The 19,476-nt window shown below is 65.0% G+C and carries 17 protein-coding genes; 14 read left to right on the top strand and 3 right to left on the bottom strand.

The window, feature by feature from the left end; translation table 11 throughout:
- Positions 1–4: 4 nt before the first annotated feature.
- From C8C95_RS12230 to C8C95_RS12195, 8 genes are all read left to right on the top strand, one after another.
- Positions 5–790, top strand: coding sequence for an ABC transporter ATP-binding protein (locus C8C95_RS12230; protein WP_056060064.1), 786 nt, complete (start codon positions 5–7; stop codon positions 788–790).
- 15 nt (positions 791–805) lie between these two features.
- Positions 806–1,735 carry a branched-chain amino acid ABC transporter permease gene (locus tag C8C95_RS12225; protein ID WP_056059706.1) on the top strand — a complete coding sequence of 310 codons (930 nt, stop codon included), beginning with the start codon at positions 806–808 and terminating at the stop codon, positions 1,733–1,735.
- Positions 1,736–1,763: 28 nt separating this feature from the next.
- A complete protein-coding gene (locus C8C95_RS12220; RefSeq protein WP_116748756.1) occupies positions 1,764–2,840 on the top strand; it encodes a branched-chain amino acid ABC transporter permease in 1,077 nt (358 codons plus the stop codon).
- 126 nt (positions 2,841–2,966) lie between these two features.
- The gene (locus tag C8C95_RS12215; protein ID WP_056059709.1) at positions 2,967–4,295 is read left to right on the top strand and encodes an ABC transporter substrate-binding protein; all 1,329 of its coding nucleotides are present in this window, start codon (positions 2,967–2,969) and stop codon (positions 4,293–4,295) included.
- A gap of 221 nt (positions 4,296–4,516) precedes the next feature.
- Entirely contained in the window at positions 4,517–5,329 is an 813-nt protein-coding gene (locus C8C95_RS12210; RefSeq protein ID WP_056060067.1) for an ABC transporter ATP-binding protein, read from the top strand.
- 226 nt (positions 5,330–5,555) lie between these two features.
- Positions 5,556–6,803 carry an AMP-binding protein gene (locus C8C95_RS12205; protein WP_116748755.1) on the top strand — a complete coding sequence of 416 codons (1,248 nt, stop codon included), beginning with the start codon at positions 5,556–5,558 and terminating at the stop codon, positions 6,801–6,803.
- A 391-nt stretch (positions 6,804–7,194) separates the two neighbouring features.
- On the top strand, positions 7,195–8,178 hold the full coding sequence (locus C8C95_RS12200) for a tripartite tricarboxylate transporter substrate-binding protein (protein WP_116748754.1): 984 nt from the start codon (positions 7,195–7,197) through the stop codon (positions 8,176–8,178).
- Between the two features lie 239 nt (positions 8,179–8,417).
- Positions 8,418–9,500 carry a tripartite tricarboxylate transporter substrate binding protein gene (locus tag C8C95_RS12195; RefSeq protein WP_347707486.1) on the top strand — a complete coding sequence of 361 codons (1,083 nt, stop codon included), beginning with the start codon at positions 8,418–8,420 and terminating at the stop codon, positions 9,498–9,500.
- 110 nt (positions 9,501–9,610) lie between these two features.
- On the opposite strand, the gene C8C95_RS12190 is transcribed toward C8C95_RS12195, so the two are convergent.
- Both C8C95_RS12190 and C8C95_RS12185 read right to left on the bottom strand, forming a co-directional pair.
- A complete protein-coding gene (locus C8C95_RS12190; RefSeq protein WP_116750262.1) occupies positions 9,611–9,925 on the bottom strand; it encodes a DUF1840 domain-containing protein in 315 nt (104 codons plus the stop codon).
- Between the two features lie 9 nt (positions 9,926–9,934).
- The gene (locus C8C95_RS12185) at positions 9,935–11,221 is read right to left on the bottom strand and encodes a class I SAM-dependent methyltransferase (RefSeq protein WP_116750261.1); all 1,287 of its coding nucleotides are present in this window, start codon (positions 11,219–11,221) and stop codon (positions 9,935–9,937) included.
- Positions 11,222–11,334: 113 nt separating this feature from the next.
- On the opposite strand from C8C95_RS12185, the gene C8C95_RS12180 reads away from it, so the two are divergent.
- The 6 genes from C8C95_RS12180 (at position 11,335) to C8C95_RS12155 (ending at position 18,470) form a co-directional block, all read left to right on the top strand.
- Positions 11,335–13,686 carry a bifunctional salicylyl-CoA 5-hydroxylase/oxidoreductase gene (locus tag C8C95_RS12180; protein ID WP_116748753.1) on the top strand — a complete coding sequence of 784 codons (2,352 nt, stop codon included), beginning with the start codon at positions 11,335–11,337 and terminating at the stop codon, positions 13,684–13,686.
- Positions 13,687–13,692: 6 nt separating this feature from the next.
- Entirely contained in the window at positions 13,693–14,184 is a 492-nt protein-coding gene (locus C8C95_RS12175; RefSeq protein ID WP_116748752.1) for a MarR family transcriptional regulator, read from the top strand.
- Positions 14,181–15,035, top strand: coding sequence for an enoyl-CoA hydratase family protein (locus tag C8C95_RS12170; RefSeq protein ID WP_116748751.1), 855 nt, complete (start codon positions 14,181–14,183; stop codon positions 15,033–15,035). Before C8C95_RS12175 ends, C8C95_RS12170 begins: the two co-directional genes overlap by 4 nt.
- A gap of 164 nt (positions 15,036–15,199) precedes the next feature.
- On the top strand, positions 15,200–16,396 hold the full coding sequence (locus C8C95_RS12165; protein ID WP_116748750.1) for an acyl-CoA dehydrogenase family protein: 1,197 nt from the start codon (positions 15,200–15,202) through the stop codon (positions 16,394–16,396).
- A gap of 5 nt (positions 16,397–16,401) precedes the next feature.
- Complete coding sequence (locus C8C95_RS12160; protein WP_116748749.1) at positions 16,402–18,069, top strand: AMP-binding protein; 1,668 nt, start codon at positions 16,402–16,404, stop codon at positions 18,067–18,069.
- 2 nt (positions 18,070–18,071) lie between these two features.
- Positions 18,072–18,470: a RidA family protein gene (locus C8C95_RS12155; RefSeq protein WP_055400021.1), complete on the top strand. Its 399-nt coding sequence runs from the start codon at positions 18,072–18,074 to the stop codon at positions 18,468–18,470.
- Here C8C95_RS12155 and C8C95_RS12150 read toward each other — a convergent pair.
- Positions 18,415–19,383 (bottom strand): EamA family transporter, encoded by a 969-nt coding sequence (locus C8C95_RS12150; protein WP_116748748.1) that lies wholly within the window; start codon positions 19,381–19,383, stop codon positions 18,415–18,417. The two genes, C8C95_RS12155 and C8C95_RS12150, sit on opposite strands and share 56 nt — an antisense overlap.
- Between the last annotated feature and the right edge of the window lie 93 nt (positions 19,384–19,476).

Here is a 19,476-nt window from a genome sequence, read left to right as displayed (position 1 = left end):
CACCATGACCACTAAAAAGATCGGCGACGTCATCCTCGACGTCAAGAACATCAGCCTCCGGTTTGGCGGCGTGAAGGCGCTCACCGACATCTCCTTCAATGTCAAGGAGCATGAGATCCGCGCCATCATCGGCCCCAACGGCGCAGGCAAAAGCTCCATGCTCAACTGCATCAACGGCGTGTACACGCCGTCCGAGGGCTCCATCACCTTCCGGGGCAAGACGTTTGACCACATGAACTCGCGCCAGGTGGCCGAGATGGGCGTGGCGCGCACGTTCCAGAACCTGGCGCTGTTCAAGGGCATGAGCGTGATCGACAACATCATGACCGGCCGCAACCTCAAGATCAAAAGCAACCTGCTGATGCAGGCGCTGCGCATCGGCCCAGCCGAGCGCGAGGAAATCCGCCACCGCGAATACGTCGAGCACATCATCGACTTCCTGGAAATCCAGGCCTACCGCAAGACACCCGTGGGCCAGCTGCCCTACGGCCTGCAAAAGCGCGTGGACCTGGGCCGCGCCCTGGCCATGGAACCGCAGGTGCTGCTGCTGGACGAGCCCATGGCCGGCATGAACGTGGAAGAAAAGCAGGACATGTGCCGCTTCATCCTGGACGTGAACGACGAGTTCGGCACCACCATCGTGCTGATCGAACACGACATGGGCGTGGTGATGGACATCAGCGACCGCGTGGTGGTGCTGGACTACGGCAAGAAGATCGGCGACGGCAGCCCCGACGAAGTGCGCAGCAACGAAGACGTGATCAGTGCCTATCTCGGCACCTCGCACTGATCAGGAGAAGACAACATGGCATTCTTTCTTGAAACACTGATCGGCGGCCTGATGGCCGGCATGCTGTATTCGCTGGTGGCGCTGGGCTTTGTGCTGATCTACAAGGCCTCGGGCGTGTTCAACTTTGCGCAGGGCGCCATGGTGCTGTTCGCAGCGCTGGCCATGGCCCGTTTTGCCGAGTGGATCCCCAAGTGGACGGGCATCAGCAGCCCCATCGTGGCCAACCTGGCGGCCTTTGTGATCGCAGGCGCCATCATGTTTGTGGTGGCCTGGCTGATCGAGAAGCTGGTGCTGCGCCACCTCGTGAACCAGGAGGGCGCCACGCTGCTCATGGCCACGCTGGGCATTACCTACTTCATGGAAGGCCTGGGCCAGACGCTGTTCGGCAGCGACATCTACAAGATCGATGTGGGCATGCCCAAGGAGCCGATCTTCATGCTCGACAGCCTCTTTCAGGGCGGCATCCTGATCAACAAGGAAGACGTGATTGCCGCCGCCATTGCCGCCGCGCTGGTGGCCCTGCTGTCGGTGTTCTTCCAGAAGACTTCCACCGGCCGCGCGCTGCGCGCCGTGGCCGACGACCACCAGGCCGCCCAGTCCATCGGCATTCCGCTCAACCGCATCTGGGTGATCGTGTGGTGCGTGGCCGGTGTCGTGGCCCTGGTGGCCGGGATGATCTGGGGCAGCAAGCTGGGTGTGCAGTTCTCACTTACCACGGTGGCGCTGCGTGCGCTGCCCGTGGTGATCCTGGGCGGCCTCACCTCGGTGCCCGGCGCCATCATCGGCGGGCTGATCATCGGCGTGGGCGAGAAGCTCTCCGAGGTGTACCTGGGCCCGTTCGTGGGCGGCGGCATCGAGATCTGGTTTGCGTATGTGCTGGCGCTGGTGTTCCTCTTGTTCAGGCCACAGGGCCTGTTCGGAGAAAAGATCATCGACCGCGTGTAACCCATAACAACAAGAACAGGAGACTTCCATGCTCTACCGCGAAAACGGCCAGTTCAAGACGAGCTACCGCGCTGATCAGCAGATCTTTCCGATCGCGCAGGATCGCATTGCCATCGGCATCATCCTGGCCATTGCCTTCATCGCCGTGCCCATGCTGGCCAGCGACTACATCTTCCGCGCCATCCTGATCCCCTTCGTCATCATGGCGCTGGCGGCTCTGGGGGTGAACATCCTGGTGGGCTACTGCGGGCAGATCTCGCTGGGCTCGGGCGCCTTCATGGCCGTGGGAGCCTACGGCGCCTACAACTTCTTCGTGCGCTTTCCAGGCATGCCGCTGATCCCTGCACTGATCCTGGGCGGCCTGTGCGCCACGTTCTTCGGCATCCTGTTCGGGCTGCCCAGCCTGCGCGTCAAGGGGCTGTACCTGGCCGTGGCCACGCTGGCGGCGCAGTTCTTCAGCGACTGGATGTTCCTGCGCATCAAGTGGTTCACCAACAACTCCGACTCGGGCTCGGTGTCGGTCAACAACCTGCAGGTGCTGGGCATGCCCATCGAAAGCGCCACCAGCAAATACCTTTTCTGCATGGCGTTGCTGGTCATCGTGGCCCTGCTGGCCAAGAACCTGGTGCGTGGTGCCATTGGCCGCGAGTGGATGGCGATTCGCGACATGGACGTGGCCGCGGCCGTGATCGGCATCCGCCCCATGTACGCCAAGCTCAGCGCGTTCGCGGTCAGCTCGTTCATCGTGGGCATGGCCGGTGCACTGTGGGCCTTTGTGCACCTGGGCGCGTGGGAGCCAGCAGCCTTCTCGGTGGAAATATCGTTCCGCCTGCTGTTCATGGTGATCATCGGCGGGCTGGGCTCGATCATGGGCGGCTTCTTTGGTGCGGCCTTCATCGTGGTGCTGCCCATCGTGCTCAACCAGTTCCTGCCGGCCTTCATGGGGCTCTTTGGCATCGAGGTGTCCACGGCGGGCGTATCGCATGCCGAGCTGATGATCTTCGGTGCGCTGATTGTGTGGTTCCTCATCGTCGAGCCCCATGGTCTGGCCAAGCTGTGGTCCACCGCCAAGCAGAAGCTGCGCCTGTGGCCCTTCCCCCATTGACCGGACGGCATTGCAGGAAACCCCTTACTCGCAAGTCCCGATACGTGCCTGTCGCATTGCCGCGTTAACTGTCTATCTGTCCTGTTTTTTCCCGTGCTTCAACACATTCATCCAAAGGAGACATCCATGAAGCTTTCGAAAATCGTGATCGCCGCTGCGGTGGTTGCTGCCGGTGCATCGTCCATCGCGACGAGCGCTTTCGCACAAGCCAAGGAGCAGTTCTTCCCGCTGCTGTCGTACCGCACCGGCCCCTATGCGCCCAACGGCGTGCCATGGGCCAACGGCAAGCAGGATTACATCAAGATGATCAATGCCCGCGACGGCGGCATCAATGGTGTGAAGCTGACTTTTGAAGAATGTGAAACAGGCTACGCCACGGACCGTGGCGTGGAATGCTATGAGCGCCTCAAGAGCCGCCCCGGCGTGTCGCTGTTCGACCCCCAGGCCACCGGCATCACCTTTGCGCTGACCGAAAAAGCCCCCGTGGACAAGATTCCGCTGATGACGCTGGGCTACGGCCTGTCGGTGGCGCAGGACGGCCAGGCGTTCAAGTGGAACTTCCCATTCATGGGCAGCTACTGGACCGGCGCCGACATCCTGATCCAGCACATTGGCAAGGCCAACGGCGGTCTGGACAAGCTCAAGGGCAAGAAGATTGCGCTGGTGTACCACGACAGCCCGTTCGGCAAGGAGCCTATCCCGCTGCTGCAGGAGCGCGCGAAGATGCACGGCTTTGAGCTGCAGATGCTGCCTGTGACAGCCCCTGGCGTGGAACAGAAGGCCACCTGGCTGCAAGTGCGCCAGAGCCGCCCCGACTACGTGCTGCTGTGGGGCTGGGGCGTGATGAACTCCACCGCCCTGAAGGAAGCCCAGGCCACCGGCTACCCCCGCGACAAGATGTATGGCGTGTGGTGGGCCGGTGCCGAGCCCGATGTGCGTGACGTGGGCGAAGGCGCCAAGGGCTACAACGCGCTGGCCCTGAACACCTCGGGCCAGCAGCCCAAGGTGATCCAGGACATCCTGAAGAACGTGCACGACAAGGGCCAGGGCACGGGTCCCAAGGACGAAGTGGGCTCGGTGCTGTACACCCGTGGCGTGATCATCCAGATGCTGGCCGTTGAATCGGTGCGCCGCGCGCAGGAGCGTTTTGGCAAGGGCAAGGTCATGACTGGCGAACAAGTGCGCTGGGGCATGGAAAACCTGGCCCTGGACCAGAAGAAGCTGGACGCGCTGGGCTTTGGCGGCGTGATGCGTCCGCTGTCCACCAGCTGCGCCGACCACATGGGCTCCACCTGGGCGCGCGTGCACACCTGGGATGGCAGCAAGTGGAACTTCTCGTCCGACTGGTACCAGGCCGATGAGCAGATCCTCAAGCCCATGGTCAAGGCCGGTGCGGACAAGTACCTGGCCGACAAGAAGATGACGCGCCGGGATGCGGCGGATTGCCAGAGCTAAGCACATCCCCCTGAGCGGCTTTGCCGCGTCCCCCTTCTCTCTTAGCGCTGCGCGCTGCGGGAAGGGGGACGCCACCAGCGCGGCGGGGCGGCCCTTGCGCGGTGGCACTGGCCTGGGCAGCGACCGTCTCAAGGGCCAATGAACAGCGGTTGCCTCTTTGGCAGCCGCCAATCCAAAGGGTTGTGCAACAACCCTTTGGATTGGTACAGGAAGGCAACACCATGGACTCCAACAGCAATATCGTTCTCAACGTCAACGGCATCGAGGTCATCTACAACCACGTGATTCTGGTGCTCAAGGGCGTCTCGCTGCAGGTGCGCGAGGGCTCCATCGTGGCCATTCTGGGCGGCAATGGCGCAGGCAAGACCACCACACTACGGGCCATCTCCAACCTGCTGCAGGGGGAGCGCGGCGCGGTCACCAAGGGCTCCATCGAGCTGCGTGGCGAGCGCATCGAGAACCTGTCGCCCGCCGACCTGGTGCAGCGTGGCGTGGTGCAGGTGATGGAGGGGCGGCACTGCTTTGCCCACCTGACGATCGAAGAGAACCTGATGACAGGCTCCTACACCCGCACCAGCAAGGCCGAAATCGCGGCCAACCTGGAGAAGGTCTACAACTACTTCCCACGTCTCAAGACGCGCCGCACCTCGCAGGCTGCCTACACCTCGGGCGGCGAGCAGCAGATGTGCGCCATCGGCCGCGCGCTCATGGCCAACCCCAGCATGGTGTTGCTGGACGAACCCTCCATGGGCCTGGCCCCACAGATCGTGGAAGAAGTGTTCAACATCGTGAAAGACCTGAACACCAAGGAGAAGGTCACCTTCCTGCTGGCCGAGCAGAACACCAACATGGCCCTCAAGTATTCGGACTACGGCTACATCATGGAAAGCGGCCGCGTGGTGATGGACGGCGCCGCCAGCGACCTGGCCAACAACGAGGACGTCAAGGAGTTCTACTTGGGCGTGGGCGGCGGCGAGCGCAAGAGTTTCAAGGATGTCAAAAGCTACAAGCGGCGCAAGCGCTGGTTGGCCTGACATGCCCCCTGTGGCGCTGCGCGCCTTCCCCCTCAGGGGGACGCACCCGGTGGCCTGGCAAAGCCAGTTCCACGGGTGCGCTGGCCTTCGGCAGCGCGGGCAACCAGGGCCGTAATCCTTTTCAGACGCTGAACGAATTCACTCTCAATTTCATAGCTGCTTGCGCTTTATGGATGAGCGCCAGAGGCCAATTTCACTTCAAACCACCTCACAAGGAACCCCAGGCATGAGCACGTTTTATGACGCCCTGGAAACGCGCAGCCCCGCTGAGCGCGAAGCGGCCTTGATGGCGGCGCTGCCGCAGCAGATCGCCCATGCCCAGAAGGCGTCGCCCGCCTTTGCCAGCATCCTGGCGGGCGTGGATGCATCGACAGTCACCAGCCGCGCAGCGCTGGCGCAGTTGCCTGTCACGCGCAAGTACGAACTGTTGGAGCGCCAGCAGGCGGGCCGTGCGGCCAATGTGTTTGGCGGCTTCAGCGCGCTGAACATTGGGCCGGGCATGACCCGCGTGTTCGCCAGCCCCGGCACCATCTACGAGCCCGAGGGCACGCGGCGCGACTACTGGCGCATGGCGCGGGCGATCCACGCAGCGGGCTTTCGCAGCGGCGAGTTGATCCACAACAGCTTCAGCTATCACTTTGTGCCTGCGGGTTCGATGATGGAGACCGGCGCCCACGCGCTGGGCTGCACCGTCTTCCCCGGTGGCACGGGCCAGACCGAGCAGCAAGTGCAGGCCATGGCCGAGCTGAAGCCTGCGGGCTACATCGGCACGCCCAGTTTTCTGAAAATCATCGTCGAGAAGGCTGCAGAGATGGGCGTGGCGCTGCCCACCGTCACCAAGGCCCTGGTGTCGGGCGAGGCCTTCCCGCCCTCGCTGCGCGACTGGTTTGCCGAGCGTGGCATCGCGGGCTACCAGTGCTATGCCACCGCCGACCTGGGCCTGATTGCGTATGAAACCTCGGCCCGCGAAGGCCTGGTGCTGGATGAAGGCGTGATCGTCGAGATCGTGCGTCCCGGCACGGGCGACCCCGTGCCCGAGGGTGAGGTGGGCGAGCTGGTCATCACCACGCTCAACCCTGACTACCCGCTGATCCGCTTTGGTACTGGCGACCTGTCGGCGGTGCTGCCGGGCCAGTGCCCCACCGGCCGCACCAACACCCGCATCAAGGGCTGGATGGGCCGGGCAGACCAGACCACCAAGGTGCGCGGAATGTTCGTGCACCCCGGCCAGATCGCCACCATCGCACGGCGCTTTCCACAGGTGCAGCGCGCTCGGCTCGTGGTCAGCGGCGAGATGGCCAACGACCAGATGGTGCTGCAGGTGGAGACCACCGAAACCGCCGAGGGCCTGGCCCACCAGCTCAGCGACGCCATCCGCGAAGTGACCAAGCTGCGCGGCGAGGTGCAGATGGTGCCCCCCGGCACACTGCCCAATGACGGCAAGGTGATCGAAGACGCGCGCAGCTACAAATAGCTCTTTCAGCAGTTACGCCCGCCTGAATGTGCGCATGCGCGCACTGGCAGGCGATCTGGGCGCCTATTGACGGTCTCGCTGCGCAGTCCAGGGCGCAGTGCCTGACCGCACCGGCGATGTGCATACGGCATGCAAAAGATGTGTGTGCACATCAATCGATCAGACAGGGCATCCGGCCTTGCGACAGCGCAAAACAAGGCCATTTCGCACACGGGGGCACCGCAGTGTTTACCCTAACATTTGCTATCTATTGAGTAGCATTCAGGGCAATAAATACCAGCACTACCGGGCCATTTGGCTTAAAGACCATGCGGCCTGTGTGCTACGTACTATCCGCAATGTTGGCTGAAATGCCCCTCGCTATCATGGCCCGTCATTTACAGGAGCACCCATGAAAACAATGCTGAAACTCGCCCTCGTCGCTGCCGCTGCAGTGGCCGCCTTTGGCGCCCACGCGCAGGACTTCCCCGCCAAGGACAAGACGATCACACTCGTGGTGCCCTTTGCGGCCGGCGGCCCTACCGACCGCGTGGCCCGCGATCTGGCCGAAGCACTGCGCAAGCCGCTGGGCACCGTGGTGGTGGACAACACCGCCGGTGCCGGCAGCTCCATCGGTGCCGCCCGCGTGGCCCGCGCCAACCCGGATGGCTACACGCTGCTGCTCAACCACATCGGCATGTCCACCATGCCCGCGCTGTACCGCAAGCTGTCCTTCAGCGTGCCCAACGACTTTGAATACCTGGGCATGGTCAATGAAGTGCCCATGACGCTGATCGCACGCCCCACCATGCCAGCCAACAACTTCAAGGAGTTGACGGCCTGGATCCAGCAGAACAAGGGCAAGATCAACCTGGGCAACGCCGGCCTGGGCGCTGCGTCGCACCTGTGCGGCCTGATGTTCAAGTCCGCGCTGCAAACGGACATGACCGATGTGCCCTACAAGGGCACGGCCCCTGCCATCACCGACCTGATCGGCGGCCAGATCGACCTGCTGTGTGACCAGACCACCAACACCACGAGCCAGATCGAAGGCAAGAAGGTAAAGGCCTACGCCGTGACCACTGCCAAGCGCCTCACAACCCCCGCGCTCAAGGACCTGCCTACCCTGGCGGAATCGGGTCTGAAGGACTTCAACGTGAGCATCTGGCACGGCCTGTACGCCCCCAAGGGCACGCCAGCCGATGTGCAGAAGAAGATCAACGAAGCCCTCAAGGTCGCGCTGAAGGACCCTGAGTTCATCAAGAAGCAGGAAGCCCTGGGCGCTGTGGTCATCACCGACAAGCGCATCGATGGCCCGGAACACAAGAAGTTTGTGGCGGCTGAGATCGACAAGTGGGGCGCCGTCATCAAGGCCGCTGGCACCTACGCGGACTGATGCTCCCGCACCCGGCAGGGGTCTGAACGCAGCCCTGCCAGTCCCCCAAAAAAGCCGCCGCGTTGCGGCTTTTTTCATGGGTGTGTGGTGGGGTGTTACTCGCACCATGCGCAAGACATAGCGCCTGGCAAATCCCATGCGCCGACAGGATTGGGGTTATCCATCTGCCCCCAATGCACCAACGCGCGTAGAACCAGGGCAGACCTTTCTCCTCTCCCCGACATCAAGGATCGATCTCCATGGCACGCATTCCCCTCCACGCACCCACTCGCCCATCCGGTGCGACAGTCGCCGTGCACCCACTTCGTGCGCGACGTCGCCAGGCGCTGACCCTGGCCGCCAGTGCGCTGGCACTGGCCTGCGCGGCGGCGCTGCTGCCCACCATGGCGCGCGCCCAGGGGGCATGGCCCACCAAGCCGGTGCGCATCGTCGTGCCCTTTGCGCCCGGTGGCACGACCGACATCCTGGCCCGCGCCATGGCGCCCGAGCTGTCCAAGGCCTTCGGCCAGCAGTTCATCGTGGACAACCGTGCCGGCGCTGGCGGCAATGTGGGCGCGGAGATCGTCGCCAAGTCACCCGGCGACGGCTACACGCTGTTGATGGGCACCGTGGGCACCCACGGCATCAACCGTGCGCTGTACGCGAAGCTGCCGTACGACCCCATCAAGGACTTTGTGCCCATCACCATGGTGGCGGCTGTTCCCAATGTGATGGTGATGAATGCCGACAAGGCCAAGGCCCAGGGCATTCACAACGTGCAGGATTTCATCCGGGTGGCCAAGGCCAACCCCGGCAAGATGAACATGGCCTCCAGCGGCAACGGCACGTCGATCCATCTGGCCGGCGAGCTGTTCAAGAGCATGACCGGCACCTTCATGTTGCACCTGCCCTACCGTGGCTCGGGCCCGGCGCTCATGGACATGGTGGCGGGCAATGCGGACGTGATGTTCGACAACCTGCCCTCGTCCATGGCGCAGATCAAGGCCGGCAAGCTCACCGCGCTGGCCGTGACCAGCTCCGAGCGCTCGGGCGCACTGCCCGATGTGCCCACCGTGGAGCAAGCGGGCGGCCCCACACTCAAGGGCTACGAGGCCAGCTCCTGGTTCGGTCTGCTGGCCCCGGCGGGCACACCCGCCGACATCGTCAACCGCATCCAGCAGGAGGTCGCCAAGTCACTGGCCACGCCCGCCATGAAGGAGCGGCTTCTGGCACAAGGCGCCATCCCCGGCGGCAACACCCCGGCCGAATTTGCCAAGCACATCGACAACGAGCACAAGAAGTGGGCGCAGGTGGTGAAGACGTCGGGGGCCAAGGTGGATTGATGGTTGGCGCCACCGCATCAGCCGTGGCACGAGCATGGGCTGCGGCGCCAGCCGAACGTACGCAGCCAAGCTAACAACGCTCGCTAGCGGCAGACGCACTCGAGATCAGGTCACACACCCCACACCACATCCACGTCCGCCGCAGCACTGCGCTTGAGCATCTCGATGAACGGCGCAGCGCGCTGGCGCAGGCGCACAGCCTCGTTGATTTCTTCAACCGCAGCCTCATCGTTTTCCTGCGCTTCGGGCTGGGCTTCGTCGGCGATCACGGCCGCCTCCAGCGCGGCAATGGCGCCGGGGATCTGGGCAGCGGTCACGATGCCGCTGGCGCCAGGGGTCTTGCCGATGATGGTCACGATCTGGCGCCCCTGGGGTTCGAGCATGATCAGGTCGGCGGTGGCACGGGATTTGAACTTGTAGAGCATGGTCAAGGCCTATCGGAAGAGGTTGCCGGGGTCCGCATACATGTAGTCGCGGGTGAACGGATAGCCCGATTGTGCGCCGGGCAAAAGGCCTCTGGCCGTGTCGCCATCCGGCTTGATGGCCAGCATCTGGTGCAGCGCCATCCAGCCACGTTCAAAACCCAGGGCGCTGCCCGCAAGGTACAGGCGGTACGCACGCAAGACCTTATCACCCTGCTCCTCCCCTCCTTGTGCGACCAGCACCTCACGGGCTGCAGGCAATCGGGCTTCGAGCCCGTCGGACCACGCCCACAGCGTGCGCGCATAGTGCGGGCGCAGGTTCTCGGTGTCCACCATCTCCAGGCCCGCGCGCGCCATGTCGTGCAACACTGCGCTCACATGCAAAAGCTCGCCGCCGGGGAAGATGTACTGCTCGATAAAGTCACCCATGCCTGCGCCCAGCTGCGCGTTGTCTGCGCCCCCGGCCGTGATGCCGTGGTTCAGCACCAGCCCGCCCGGGCGCAGCAGGCGGGCCACGGTTTCAAAGTAACGCAGCATCTGTGCGCGGCCCACATGCTCGAACATGCCCACCGACGCGATCTTGTCGAAGGGCTGCTCCACCTGCAGCTCGCGGTAATCCACCAATTGCATGCGCACGCGCCCCTGCAGCCCACGCTCTTCAATGCGCCGCTGCACATGCGCATGCTGGTTGCGCGACAGCGTGATGCCCGTGGCATCCACGCCGTAGTGTTCGGCCGCCCACAGCAGCAAGCCACCCCAGCCCGCGCCAATGTCCAGGAACCGGTCGCCGGGCTGCAGCTGCAGCTTGCGGCAGATGTGGTCGAGCTTGGCCTCCTGCGCCTGGGCCAGCCTCAGGTCTGGGGACCGGTAGTAGGCACACGAATAGACGCGGCGCGGATCCAGCCACAGCGCGTAGAAGTCGTCCGACAGGTCGTAGTGAAACTGCACATGGCGCGCGTCGTGCGCCAGCGTGTGCACCGCCATCGACCGCGCCCTTGCCAGCACCCTCTGCCACCAGCCATGGTGCTGGTCGCGGGCCGGGTCGCGGGTCAACAGGCCCGCAGCGGCGGCCATCAGGTCGCGCATGCCGCCTTCCAGCGCCACGCGCCCCTCGACGATGGCAGCCCCCACATTGCCGATCTCGCCCGTGGCCAGCGCCACCAGTGCCATGCGGTCACGAAAGCGCAGCGTTACAGCAGGCTCGGGCGCGCCCAGTTGCTGGCCCGCAGGCAACTGGACGGCCATCGGCACCGGCAAGGCCGCGAGCCGCCCCTCCAAGGTGTGCAGCAAGTGCTTCATGCGGCGCATCTTGAGAAATTTGCTGCACTGCGTCAACACCCCGCGATGGCATCAGGGGTTTCGCCGGGAAGGCCCCATTGACAGCATTTTGTTTAAGCCTAAACTATTTTGGCATGAACATCCTCTGCATTGGCGGTGGGCCCGCCGGTCTCTACTTCGCACTGCTCATGAAGCAGCAAAACCCCGCGCACCGCGTCACGGTGGTCGAACGCAACCGGCCGTTCGACACCTTCGGATGGGGGGTGGTGCTGTCGGACCAGACGCTGGCCAACCTGCAGGCGGCCGACGCGCCCACGGCAGCCCTGATCGGCGACGCGTTCAACCACTGGGACGATATCGAGGTGTTCTTCAAGGGGCGCAGCGTGCGCTCCACCGGCCACGGCTTCTGCGGCATTGGCCGCAAGCGCCTGCTCAACATCCTGCAGGACCGGTGCCTGGCGGTGGGCGTGGAGCTGGTGTTCGAAACCGACGTGGCCGACGACCAGGCGCTGGCTGCGCAGTACAACGCCGACCTGGTCATCGCCAGCGACGGCCTCAACAGCCGCATCCGCACCCGCTACGCAGCCACCTACCAGCCAGACATCGATCTGCGCCAGTGCCGCTTCGTATGGCTGGGCACCAAGAAAAAGTTCGACGCTTTTACGTTTGCTTTCGAGCAGACCGAGCATGGCTGGTTCCAGGCCCACGCCTACCAGTTTGACGCCGACACCTCCACCTTCATCGTCGAAACGCCCGAGGCCGTGTGGAAGGCCCACGGCCTGGACCAGATGGAGCAGCCCGAGGCCATTGCATTCTGCGAAAAGCTGTTTGCCCAATACCTGGACGGCAACGCGCTCATCAGCAACGCCACGCACCTGCGCGGCTCGGCCAACTGGATCCGCTTTCCGCGCGTGATCTGCAACACCTGGGTGCACCGCGAAGCCATCGGCAGCAAGCAGGTGCCCATCGTGCTGATGGGCGACGCAGCGCACACGGCGCATTTCTCGATTGGCAGCGGCACCAAGCTCGCACTGGAAGACGCCATCGACCTCGCCAACGAGTTCGCCACCGGCCTGCCCATCGACGAAGTGCTGCAGCACTATGAAGCGCGCCGCAGCGTGGAGGTGCTCAAGATCCAGAACGCCGCGCGCAACAGCACCGAGTGGTTTGAAAACGTGGCGCGCTACGCCGGCATGCCCGTGGAGCAGTTCACGTATTCGCTGCTCACGCGCAGCCAGCGCATCAGTCACGAGAACCTGCGGCTGCGCGATGCCGCGTGGCTGGAGGGCTATGAGGCCTGGCTCGCGGGAGGCAAGGCCGCGATTCCGCCCATGCTCACGCCGTTCACTTTGAAGGGCCTCACGCTCAAGAACCGCATCGTTGTCTCGCCCATGGCCACCTACAGCGCAGTCGAGGGCGTGCCGCAGGACTTTCACCTGGTGCACCTGGGCGCGCGCGCCCTCGGCGGCGCTGCGCTGGTGATGGTGGAGATGACCAGCCCCACACCCGAGGGCCGCATCACCCCCGCCTGCCCCGGCCTGTGGAACGACGCACAACAAGCCGCCTTTGCGCGCGTCGTCAACTTTGTGCACGACAGCAGCACGGCCAAGATCGGCCTACAGCTCGGCCACAGCGGCCCCAAGGGCTCCACCCGCGTGGGCTGGGAGGGCACGGACGAGCCGCTGAAGGCGGGCAACTGGTCCCTGCTGGCCGCCAGTCCCATCGCCTACGGCGCGCAGAACCAGACCCCTGCCGCCATGACCCGCGCCGACATGGACCGCGTGACCGCCGCCTTTGTAGACAGCGCCCGCCGCGCCGTGGCCTGCGGCTTTGACTGGCTGGAGCTGCACTGCGCGCACGGCTACTTGCTGGCCAGCTTCTTGAGTCCCGCCACCAACCAGCGCAAGGACGAATACGGCGGCAGCCTGGAAAACCGCTGCCGCTACCCGCTCGAAGTGTTGACCGCGCTGCGCGCCGTGTGGCCAGCCGACAAGCCGCTGAGCGTGCGTATCTCTGCGCACGACTGGCTCCCTGACGGAAATACTGCCGACGACGCCATCGCCATTGCGCGCTTGTTCAAGGCGGCAGGCGCGGACCTGATCGACGTGTCCTCCGGCCAGACCACACGCGACTCGCGCCCGGTGTATGGCCGCATGTACCAGACGCCGTTTGCCGACCGCATCCGCAACGAGGTGGGTATTGCCACCATGGCGGTGGGCGCGATCACCGAGGCCGACCACGCCAACAGCATCATCGCGGCCGGCCGCGCCGACCTGTGTGCCATTGCCCGCCCCCACCTGGCCGACCCGGCCTGGACGCTGCACGCCGCCGCGCAGTTGAGCCCCGTGGCCGCAGCGCACACCGACTGGCCGGTGCAGTATCACAGCGGCCGCGACCAGATGCTGCGCGAAATTTCCAAGCAAAAGCAGGCACAAGCGCTAGTGAATCAAGCGCCAGCAGCTACAAAAATAGAAGCAATCGAGTAAACCGCCATGGACCTCGAAGCCCGCCTGCACGGCGCCGCCCCCAGCGAACATCCCGAGGCCCTGCGCCTGTGGCTGCGCCTGCTCACCTGCACCCAGCTCATCGAAAAGCAGGTGCGCAGCCGTCTGCGCGCGCAGTTCGACACCACCTTGCCGCGCTTCGACCTGATGGCGCAGCTGGAGCGGGCGCCGGACGGCATGAAGATGAAGGAACTCTCGCGCCGCATGATGGTGACGAGCGGCAACATCACCGGCATCACCGACCAGCTCGTAGTCGAAGGCCTGGTGGAGCGCCTGGACGTGGAAGGCGACCGCCGCGCGTACCTGGTGCGCCTCACGCCGCAAGGCCGCCAGCAGTTCAACACCATGGCACGCCAGCACGAGCAATGGATCGTCGAGGCCTTCGCCACGCTGGGCGAGCGCGACATCGCCACCTTGTACCGCCTGCTGGGCAAGGTGAAAGAACACACACAAAACAATTCTTTGGAGACAGCCGAATGAAACACTTCATCGGGGCGAGCAACCCCATGCGCGAGCAGTTCAACCCAGAGGCCCGCTACGTGGCCGAGCATTTCGCATGGAGCTTTGATGCTGGCGTGGGCACCGTCACGCTCAACCGGCCCGACCGCAAGAACCCGCTCACCTTCCAGAGCTATGCGGAGCTGCGCGACTTCTTCTACGCGCTGCGCTTCGCCACCGATGTGAAAGCCATCGTGGTCACGGGTGCGGGCGGCAACTTCTGCTCGGGCGGCGACGTGCACGAGATCATCGGCCCGCTGACCACCATGACCATGCCCGAGCTGCTGGAGTTCACGCGCATGACGGGCGACCTGGTCAAAGCCATGCGCGCCTGCCCGCAGCCTGTGCTGGGCGCCATCGACGGCATCTGCGCCGGAGCGGGCGCGATGATGGCGCTGGCCTGCGACATGCGCTACGGCACCGAGGCGACCAAAACGGCCTTTCTCTTCACCCGCGTGGGCCTGGCCGGTGCCGACATGGGCGCCTGCGCACTGCTGCCGCGCATGATCGGCCAGGGCCGCGCCAGCGAGCTGCTGTTCACCGGCCGCGCGATGACGGCGCACGAGGGCCTGGCCTGGGGCTTCTTCAACGATTTGTATGAGAGCGCTGACCTGCTGGCCAACGTGCAGGCCACGGCGCGCGCACTGGCCGACGGCCCCACCTTCGCCCATGGCATGACCAAGACCATGCTGAGCCAGGAGTGGAGCATGACCATCGAGCAGGCCATCGAGTCCGAGGCGCAGGCGCAGGCCATCTGCATGCAGACCGAAGACTTCCGCCGCGCGTACGAAGCGTTCGCCGCCAAGCAAAAGCCCGTGTTTCAGGGAGATTAAGAAGGTGTGAACGAACCCGCCATGCCCGCTCATCCCGCCAAAACACACCCGCTCGTCGTTGCAAATGCTCGCCATAGCTCAGGCTATGGCTGTGCTTTGCGCCTAGATCGGCCGCGTTTTCGCAGTCTGCTCGGCCACGCCGGGCTCATCCACACCTTCTAGCCATGCACGTTGCAACGCCCCCGGCCCCCTGCCCGCCCTCCACGGCGCACCTGGCCCTGCCCTTCTTCGACGAAGCCCACCGCGCGCTGGCCGAGGGCCTGGTGCCCTGGGCTGCCGCACAGCAGGTCGATGAAACCGACGACCGCGCCGCCTGCCGCGACTGGGTGCAGCGCCTGGGCGCGGGCGGCTGGTTGCGCTACTGCGTGCCCGCCGCACACGGCGGCGCGCTGCCCGCGCTCGACTCGCGCGCGCTGGTGCTGCTGCGCGAGACGCTGGCCTACCACTCACCGCTGGCGGACTTTGCGTTTGCTATGCAGGGGCTGGGCAGCGGTGCGATCACGCTGGCGGGCAGCTCCGCGCAGCAGGCGCACTACCTGCAAGGCGTGGCGCGTGGCGAACTGATTGCTGCGTTCGCGCTGAGCGAGCCCGCGGCGGGGTCAGATGTGGGCGCTATGCAAACCATAGCTGCCAGCACAGATTCGACTAGCGCTACAGGCACTTTTTGCTTGAACGGCACCAAAACCTGGATCAGCAACGGCGGCATCGCCGACTTCTACTGCGTGTTCGCCAAGACCAACCCGAGCGGCGGCACGCGCGGCATCAGCGCCTTCATCGTCGATGCGAACACGCCGGGCCTGGACGCCTCGCGTCATATCCATGTGATGGCGCCCCACCCGCTGGCCACGCTGCAGTTCACCAACTGCAACGTGCCCGCCACCGCGCTGCTGGGCGACGAGAACGGCGGCTTCAAGCTGGCCATGCGCACGCTCGACATCTTCCGCGCATCAGTGGCCGCCGCGGCCCTGGGCATGGCGCGCCGCGCACTGGCCGAGGCCGTGCACCACGCCCGCCAGCGCCGCATGTTCGGCCAGACGCTGGCGGACTTCCAGCTCACGCAGGCCAAGATCGGCGAGATGGCCGCGCTGGTGGACAGCGCCGCGCTGCTCACCTACCGCGCGGCCTGGCTGCGCGACACGGGCCAGGCGCGCGTGACTGCCGAAGCCGCGATGGCCAAGATGACCGCCACTGAAAACGCCCAGCGCGTCATCGACATGGCGCTGCAGCTGCACGGCGGGCGCGGCGTGGAGGTGGGCAGCAAGGTCGAATCGCTGTACCGCGACATCCGTTCGCTGCGCATCTACGAAGGCGCCACAGAAGTGCAGCAACTCATCATCGGCAAAAGCCTCTTGCAGGAGTAACGACCATGACGGTGCCCTCCGCCCAGCCCGACCATTTCGTGCACGACCGCCTGCCTGCACCCGAGGCCTGGCCCACGCTGCGCTACGACCTGCCGGAGCTGCAGATCGCCAACCAGGCCAACTTGGTGCAGGCGCTGTTCGACCAGGCCGAACGTGCGGGCCACATCGACCGCCCTCTGTTGCGCGGCCCACACCGCACGTATACCTACCGCGACGCCCTCACCGAGGCCGCGCGCATTGCCGAGGTGCTGACGCAGGACCACGGCCTCGTGCCCGGCAACCGCGTGCTGCTGCGCGGCGGCAACACGGTGGAGATGGCGCTGGCCTGGCTGGGTACCGTCTACGCGGGGCTGGTGGCGGTGGCGACCATGCCGCTGCTGCGCGCGGTGGAGCTGGGCAGCATCATCGACCGCGCCCAGCCCACGCTGGCACTGTGCGACGGCCGCCTGCTGGCCGAGCTGCAGGCCGCGCAGGCGCAGCACCCTGTGCTCGCCACCATCGTGCCCTTCCACACAGCGCCGGATGCGGCCGACCTGCTGCAGCGCGCGCAGGGCAAGCCCGGCACCACGCCGCCCTGCCCCACGTCGGCGGACGACATCGCGCTGATGGCGTTCACCTCGGGCACCACAGGCTCCCCCAAGGCAGCCGTGCACACGCACCGCGATGTGCTGGCAGGCTGCGAGGCCTGGCCGCGCCATGTGCTCAAGGCCACGCACGATGACATCGTGGCGGGCTCGCCGCCGCTGGCGTTCACCTTTGGCCTGGGCGGCTTGCTGGTGTTTCCGATGTGGGCCGGGGCCAGCGTGTACTTCCCCGACCAGCCCTACACCCCCGAAACCATGGTGCGGCTGATGCGCGACGCGGGCGTGACCATCTGCTACACCGCCCCCACCTTCTACCGGCAGATGGCACCGTTCGCCAAACAGATCGGCCTGCCCCAGCTGCGCACCAGCGTGAGCGCGGGTGAGGGGCTGCCCGACGCCACGCGCCAGCTGTGGAAGGAGGCGACCGGCCTGGACATGACGGACGGCATTGGCGCCACCGAGATGTTCCACATCTTCATCTCTTCGCCCGGCAGTGAGAGCCGGCGCGGCGCCATCGGCAAGGTGGTGCCCGGCTACACCGCCAAGGTGGTGGACGACGAAGGTAATGAGCTGCCGCGGGGCACCGTGGGCAAGCTCGCGGTGATCGGCCCCACGGGCTGCAAGTACCTCGACGACCCGCGCCAGGCCAAGTACGTGAAGGATGGCTGGAACTACCCCGGCGATGCGTTCACGCAAGACGCGGACGGCTACTTCTTCTACCAGGCGCGCGACGACGACATGATCATCACCGCCGGCTACAACGTGGGCGGCCCCGAGGTGGAAGACGCCCTGCTGCGCCACCCGGCCGTGGCCGAGTGCGGCGTGATCGGCGTGCCCGACGAGGAGCGCGGCATGGTGGTCAAGGCCATCTGCGTCTTGAAGCCCGGGCACACGGGCGATGCCGCCATGGTCAAGACCTTGCAGGACCATGTGAAGGCCACCATCGCCCCGTTCAAATACCCGCGCGTGGTGGAGTTTGTGACCGCCCTGCCGCGCACCGAAACTGGCAAGCTGCAGCGCTTCAAGCTGCGCCAGGGTGCGGCCGCATCACCCTCCGCCGGATCGCCCACTGCAACAAAAACAACATGACGATGAAAAACACCCTTTTGCAGCCCGAAGGCTGGGTCACCCCCAAGGGCTACGCCAACGGCGTGGCCGCGCGCGGAACGATGGTTTTTACCGGCGGCCAGATCGGCTGGAATGCGCAGCAGCAGTTTGAGAGCGACGACTTCATCGACCAAACGAGGCAGACGCTGTTGAATGTGCGGGCGGTGCTGGAGGCCGGTGGTGCGGGCCCCGAGCACCTGGTGCGGCTGACCTGGTATGTGACCGACCGCAACGAATACAACAGCCGCCTGAAGGAGCTGGGTGCGGTCTACCGCGAGGTGCTGGGCAAGAACTTTCCGGCCATGGCGTGTGTGCAGGTGGCGGGGCTCATGGAAGAGCGCGCGAAGATCGAGATTGAAGCAACCGCTGTAATCCCGGACTGAGCTTTTCCAGCCACCGCTGCAGCGCTTGCCCGTACAGAATGAACGCCAGCGCCGCCCCAATCAACGGCAGCGCGGCAAACACCCAGCCCGTGAGCAGCTCGCCCCCCAGCGCCACGCCCACCAGCAAAGCCACCGCAGGGTTCACAAACGAATAGCTGCCCGCCAGCGCGGCCGACGTGTTCTGCAGCAGCCACAGGTACGCATTGAGCGCCACCAAGGTGCCAAACACCAGCAGATAGACCCACGCCGCCCACGACTTGGCAGTGACCTGGCCCAGGGCGCTCAACGGCTCAAACCACAACGCCACCACCAGCCCCATGGCGCCCCCCGCAAACCACTGCGCGGCCGATGCCATGGCGGGCGCAGGTAGCGACAGCTTGCGCGATGCATACGAGCCCACGCTCCAGCACAGAGGTGCACCAAAGGCCAGCAGCGCACCGAGCCAGGTGGCTGAAAAGTCGCCCTCCAGCGCCAGCAGCAGCGCACCCACCACGCCCAGGGCCAGGCCGATCCAGCTGGGGAACGGCACGCGCTCGCCGCCCCAGCGCGACCACAGCGCCAGCCACATCGGCATGGTGGTGACCACCGTGGCCATCAGGCCCGAGCCAATGCCCAGCTTTTGCGCAAAACCCATCAGGTTCATGGCCAGAAACACCATGCAGCCGCCCACCACCGCCGAGTTGCGCCATTGCACCCACGTGGGCAATGCATGGCCTTGCCACAGCGCAATCAGCAGCATCACCCCCCCTGCACACAGAAAGCGGATCGCATTCATCAGCAGTGGCGGCATGCTCTGCAGCGCAATACCAATGGCGAAATAGGTAGTGCCCCAGACGATGTAGACCAACAGCAGTGCCATGGCCACCGCCCCTTTGCGCTGTGTGCGGGCTTGCGCATTGAAAATTGCCGGCATATTCTTCACCTGACCGAATAATTTATGGAAACCGCAAGGTTTTCGTAATTTTTACCAAAATCGAGCGGCTATGCAAGCAAATATTCAGACAGA

This window comes from Acidovorax sp. 99 (assembly GCF_003096455.1).
GTDB lineage: Bacteria > Pseudomonadota > Gammaproteobacteria > Burkholderiales > Burkholderiaceae_C > Acidovorax > Acidovorax delafieldii.
Note: the sequence above shows the minus strand (reverse complement) of the source record. Positions and strands in the feature narration are given on the sequence as shown.

What these genes read in the sequence shown, in the direction of transcription:
- C8C95_RS12230 (WP_056060064.1), top strand. Translation starts at nt 5, where the DNA reads ATGACCACTAAAAAGATCGGCGACGTCATCCTCGACGTCAAGAACATC.
- C8C95_RS12225 (WP_056059706.1), top strand. Translation starts at nt 806, where the DNA reads ATGGCATTCTTTCTTGAAACACTGATCGGCGGCCTGATGGCCGGCATG.
- C8C95_RS12220 (WP_116748756.1), top strand. Translation starts at nt 1,764, where the DNA reads ATGCTCTACCGCGAAAACGGCCAGTTCAAGACGAGCTACCGCGCTGAT.
- C8C95_RS12215 (WP_056059709.1), top strand. Translation starts at nt 2,967, where the DNA reads ATGAAGCTTTCGAAAATCGTGATCGCCGCTGCGGTGGTTGCTGCCGGT.
- C8C95_RS12210 (WP_056060067.1), top strand. Translation starts at nt 4,517, where the DNA reads ATGGACTCCAACAGCAATATCGTTCTCAACGTCAACGGCATCGAGGTC.
- C8C95_RS12205 (WP_116748755.1), top strand. Translation starts at nt 5,556, where the DNA reads ATGAGCACGTTTTATGACGCCCTGGAAACGCGCAGCCCCGCTGAGCGC.
- C8C95_RS12200 (WP_116748754.1), top strand. Translation starts at nt 7,195, where the DNA reads ATGAAAACAATGCTGAAACTCGCCCTCGTCGCTGCCGCTGCAGTGGCC.
- C8C95_RS12195 (WP_347707486.1), top strand. Translation starts at nt 8,418, where the DNA reads ATGGCACGCATTCCCCTCCACGCACCCACTCGCCCATCCGGTGCGACA.
- C8C95_RS12190 (WP_116750262.1), bottom strand. Translation starts at nt 9,925, where the DNA reads ATGCTCTACAAGTTCAAATCCCGTGCCACCGCCGACCTGATCATGCTC.
- C8C95_RS12185 (WP_116750261.1), bottom strand. Translation starts at nt 11,221, where the DNA reads ATGAAGCACTTGCTGCACACCTTGGAGGGGCGGCTCGCGGCCTTGCCG.
- C8C95_RS12180 (WP_116748753.1), top strand. Translation starts at nt 11,335, where the DNA reads ATGAACATCCTCTGCATTGGCGGTGGGCCCGCCGGTCTCTACTTCGCA.
- C8C95_RS12175 (WP_116748752.1), top strand. Translation starts at nt 13,693, where the DNA reads ATGGACCTCGAAGCCCGCCTGCACGGCGCCGCCCCCAGCGAACATCCC.
- C8C95_RS12170 (WP_116748751.1), top strand. Translation starts at nt 14,181, where the DNA reads ATGAAACACTTCATCGGGGCGAGCAACCCCATGCGCGAGCAGTTCAAC.
- C8C95_RS12165 (WP_116748750.1), top strand. Translation starts at nt 15,200, where the DNA reads ATGCACGTTGCAACGCCCCCGGCCCCCTGCCCGCCCTCCACGGCGCAC.
- C8C95_RS12160 (WP_116748749.1), top strand. Translation starts at nt 16,402, where the DNA reads ATGACGGTGCCCTCCGCCCAGCCCGACCATTTCGTGCACGACCGCCTG.
- C8C95_RS12155 (WP_055400021.1), top strand. Translation starts at nt 18,072, where the DNA reads ATGAAAAACACCCTTTTGCAGCCCGAAGGCTGGGTCACCCCCAAGGGC.
- C8C95_RS12150 (WP_116748748.1), bottom strand. Translation starts at nt 19,383, where the DNA reads ATGCCGGCAATTTTCAATGCGCAAGCCCGCACACAGCGCAAAGGGGCG.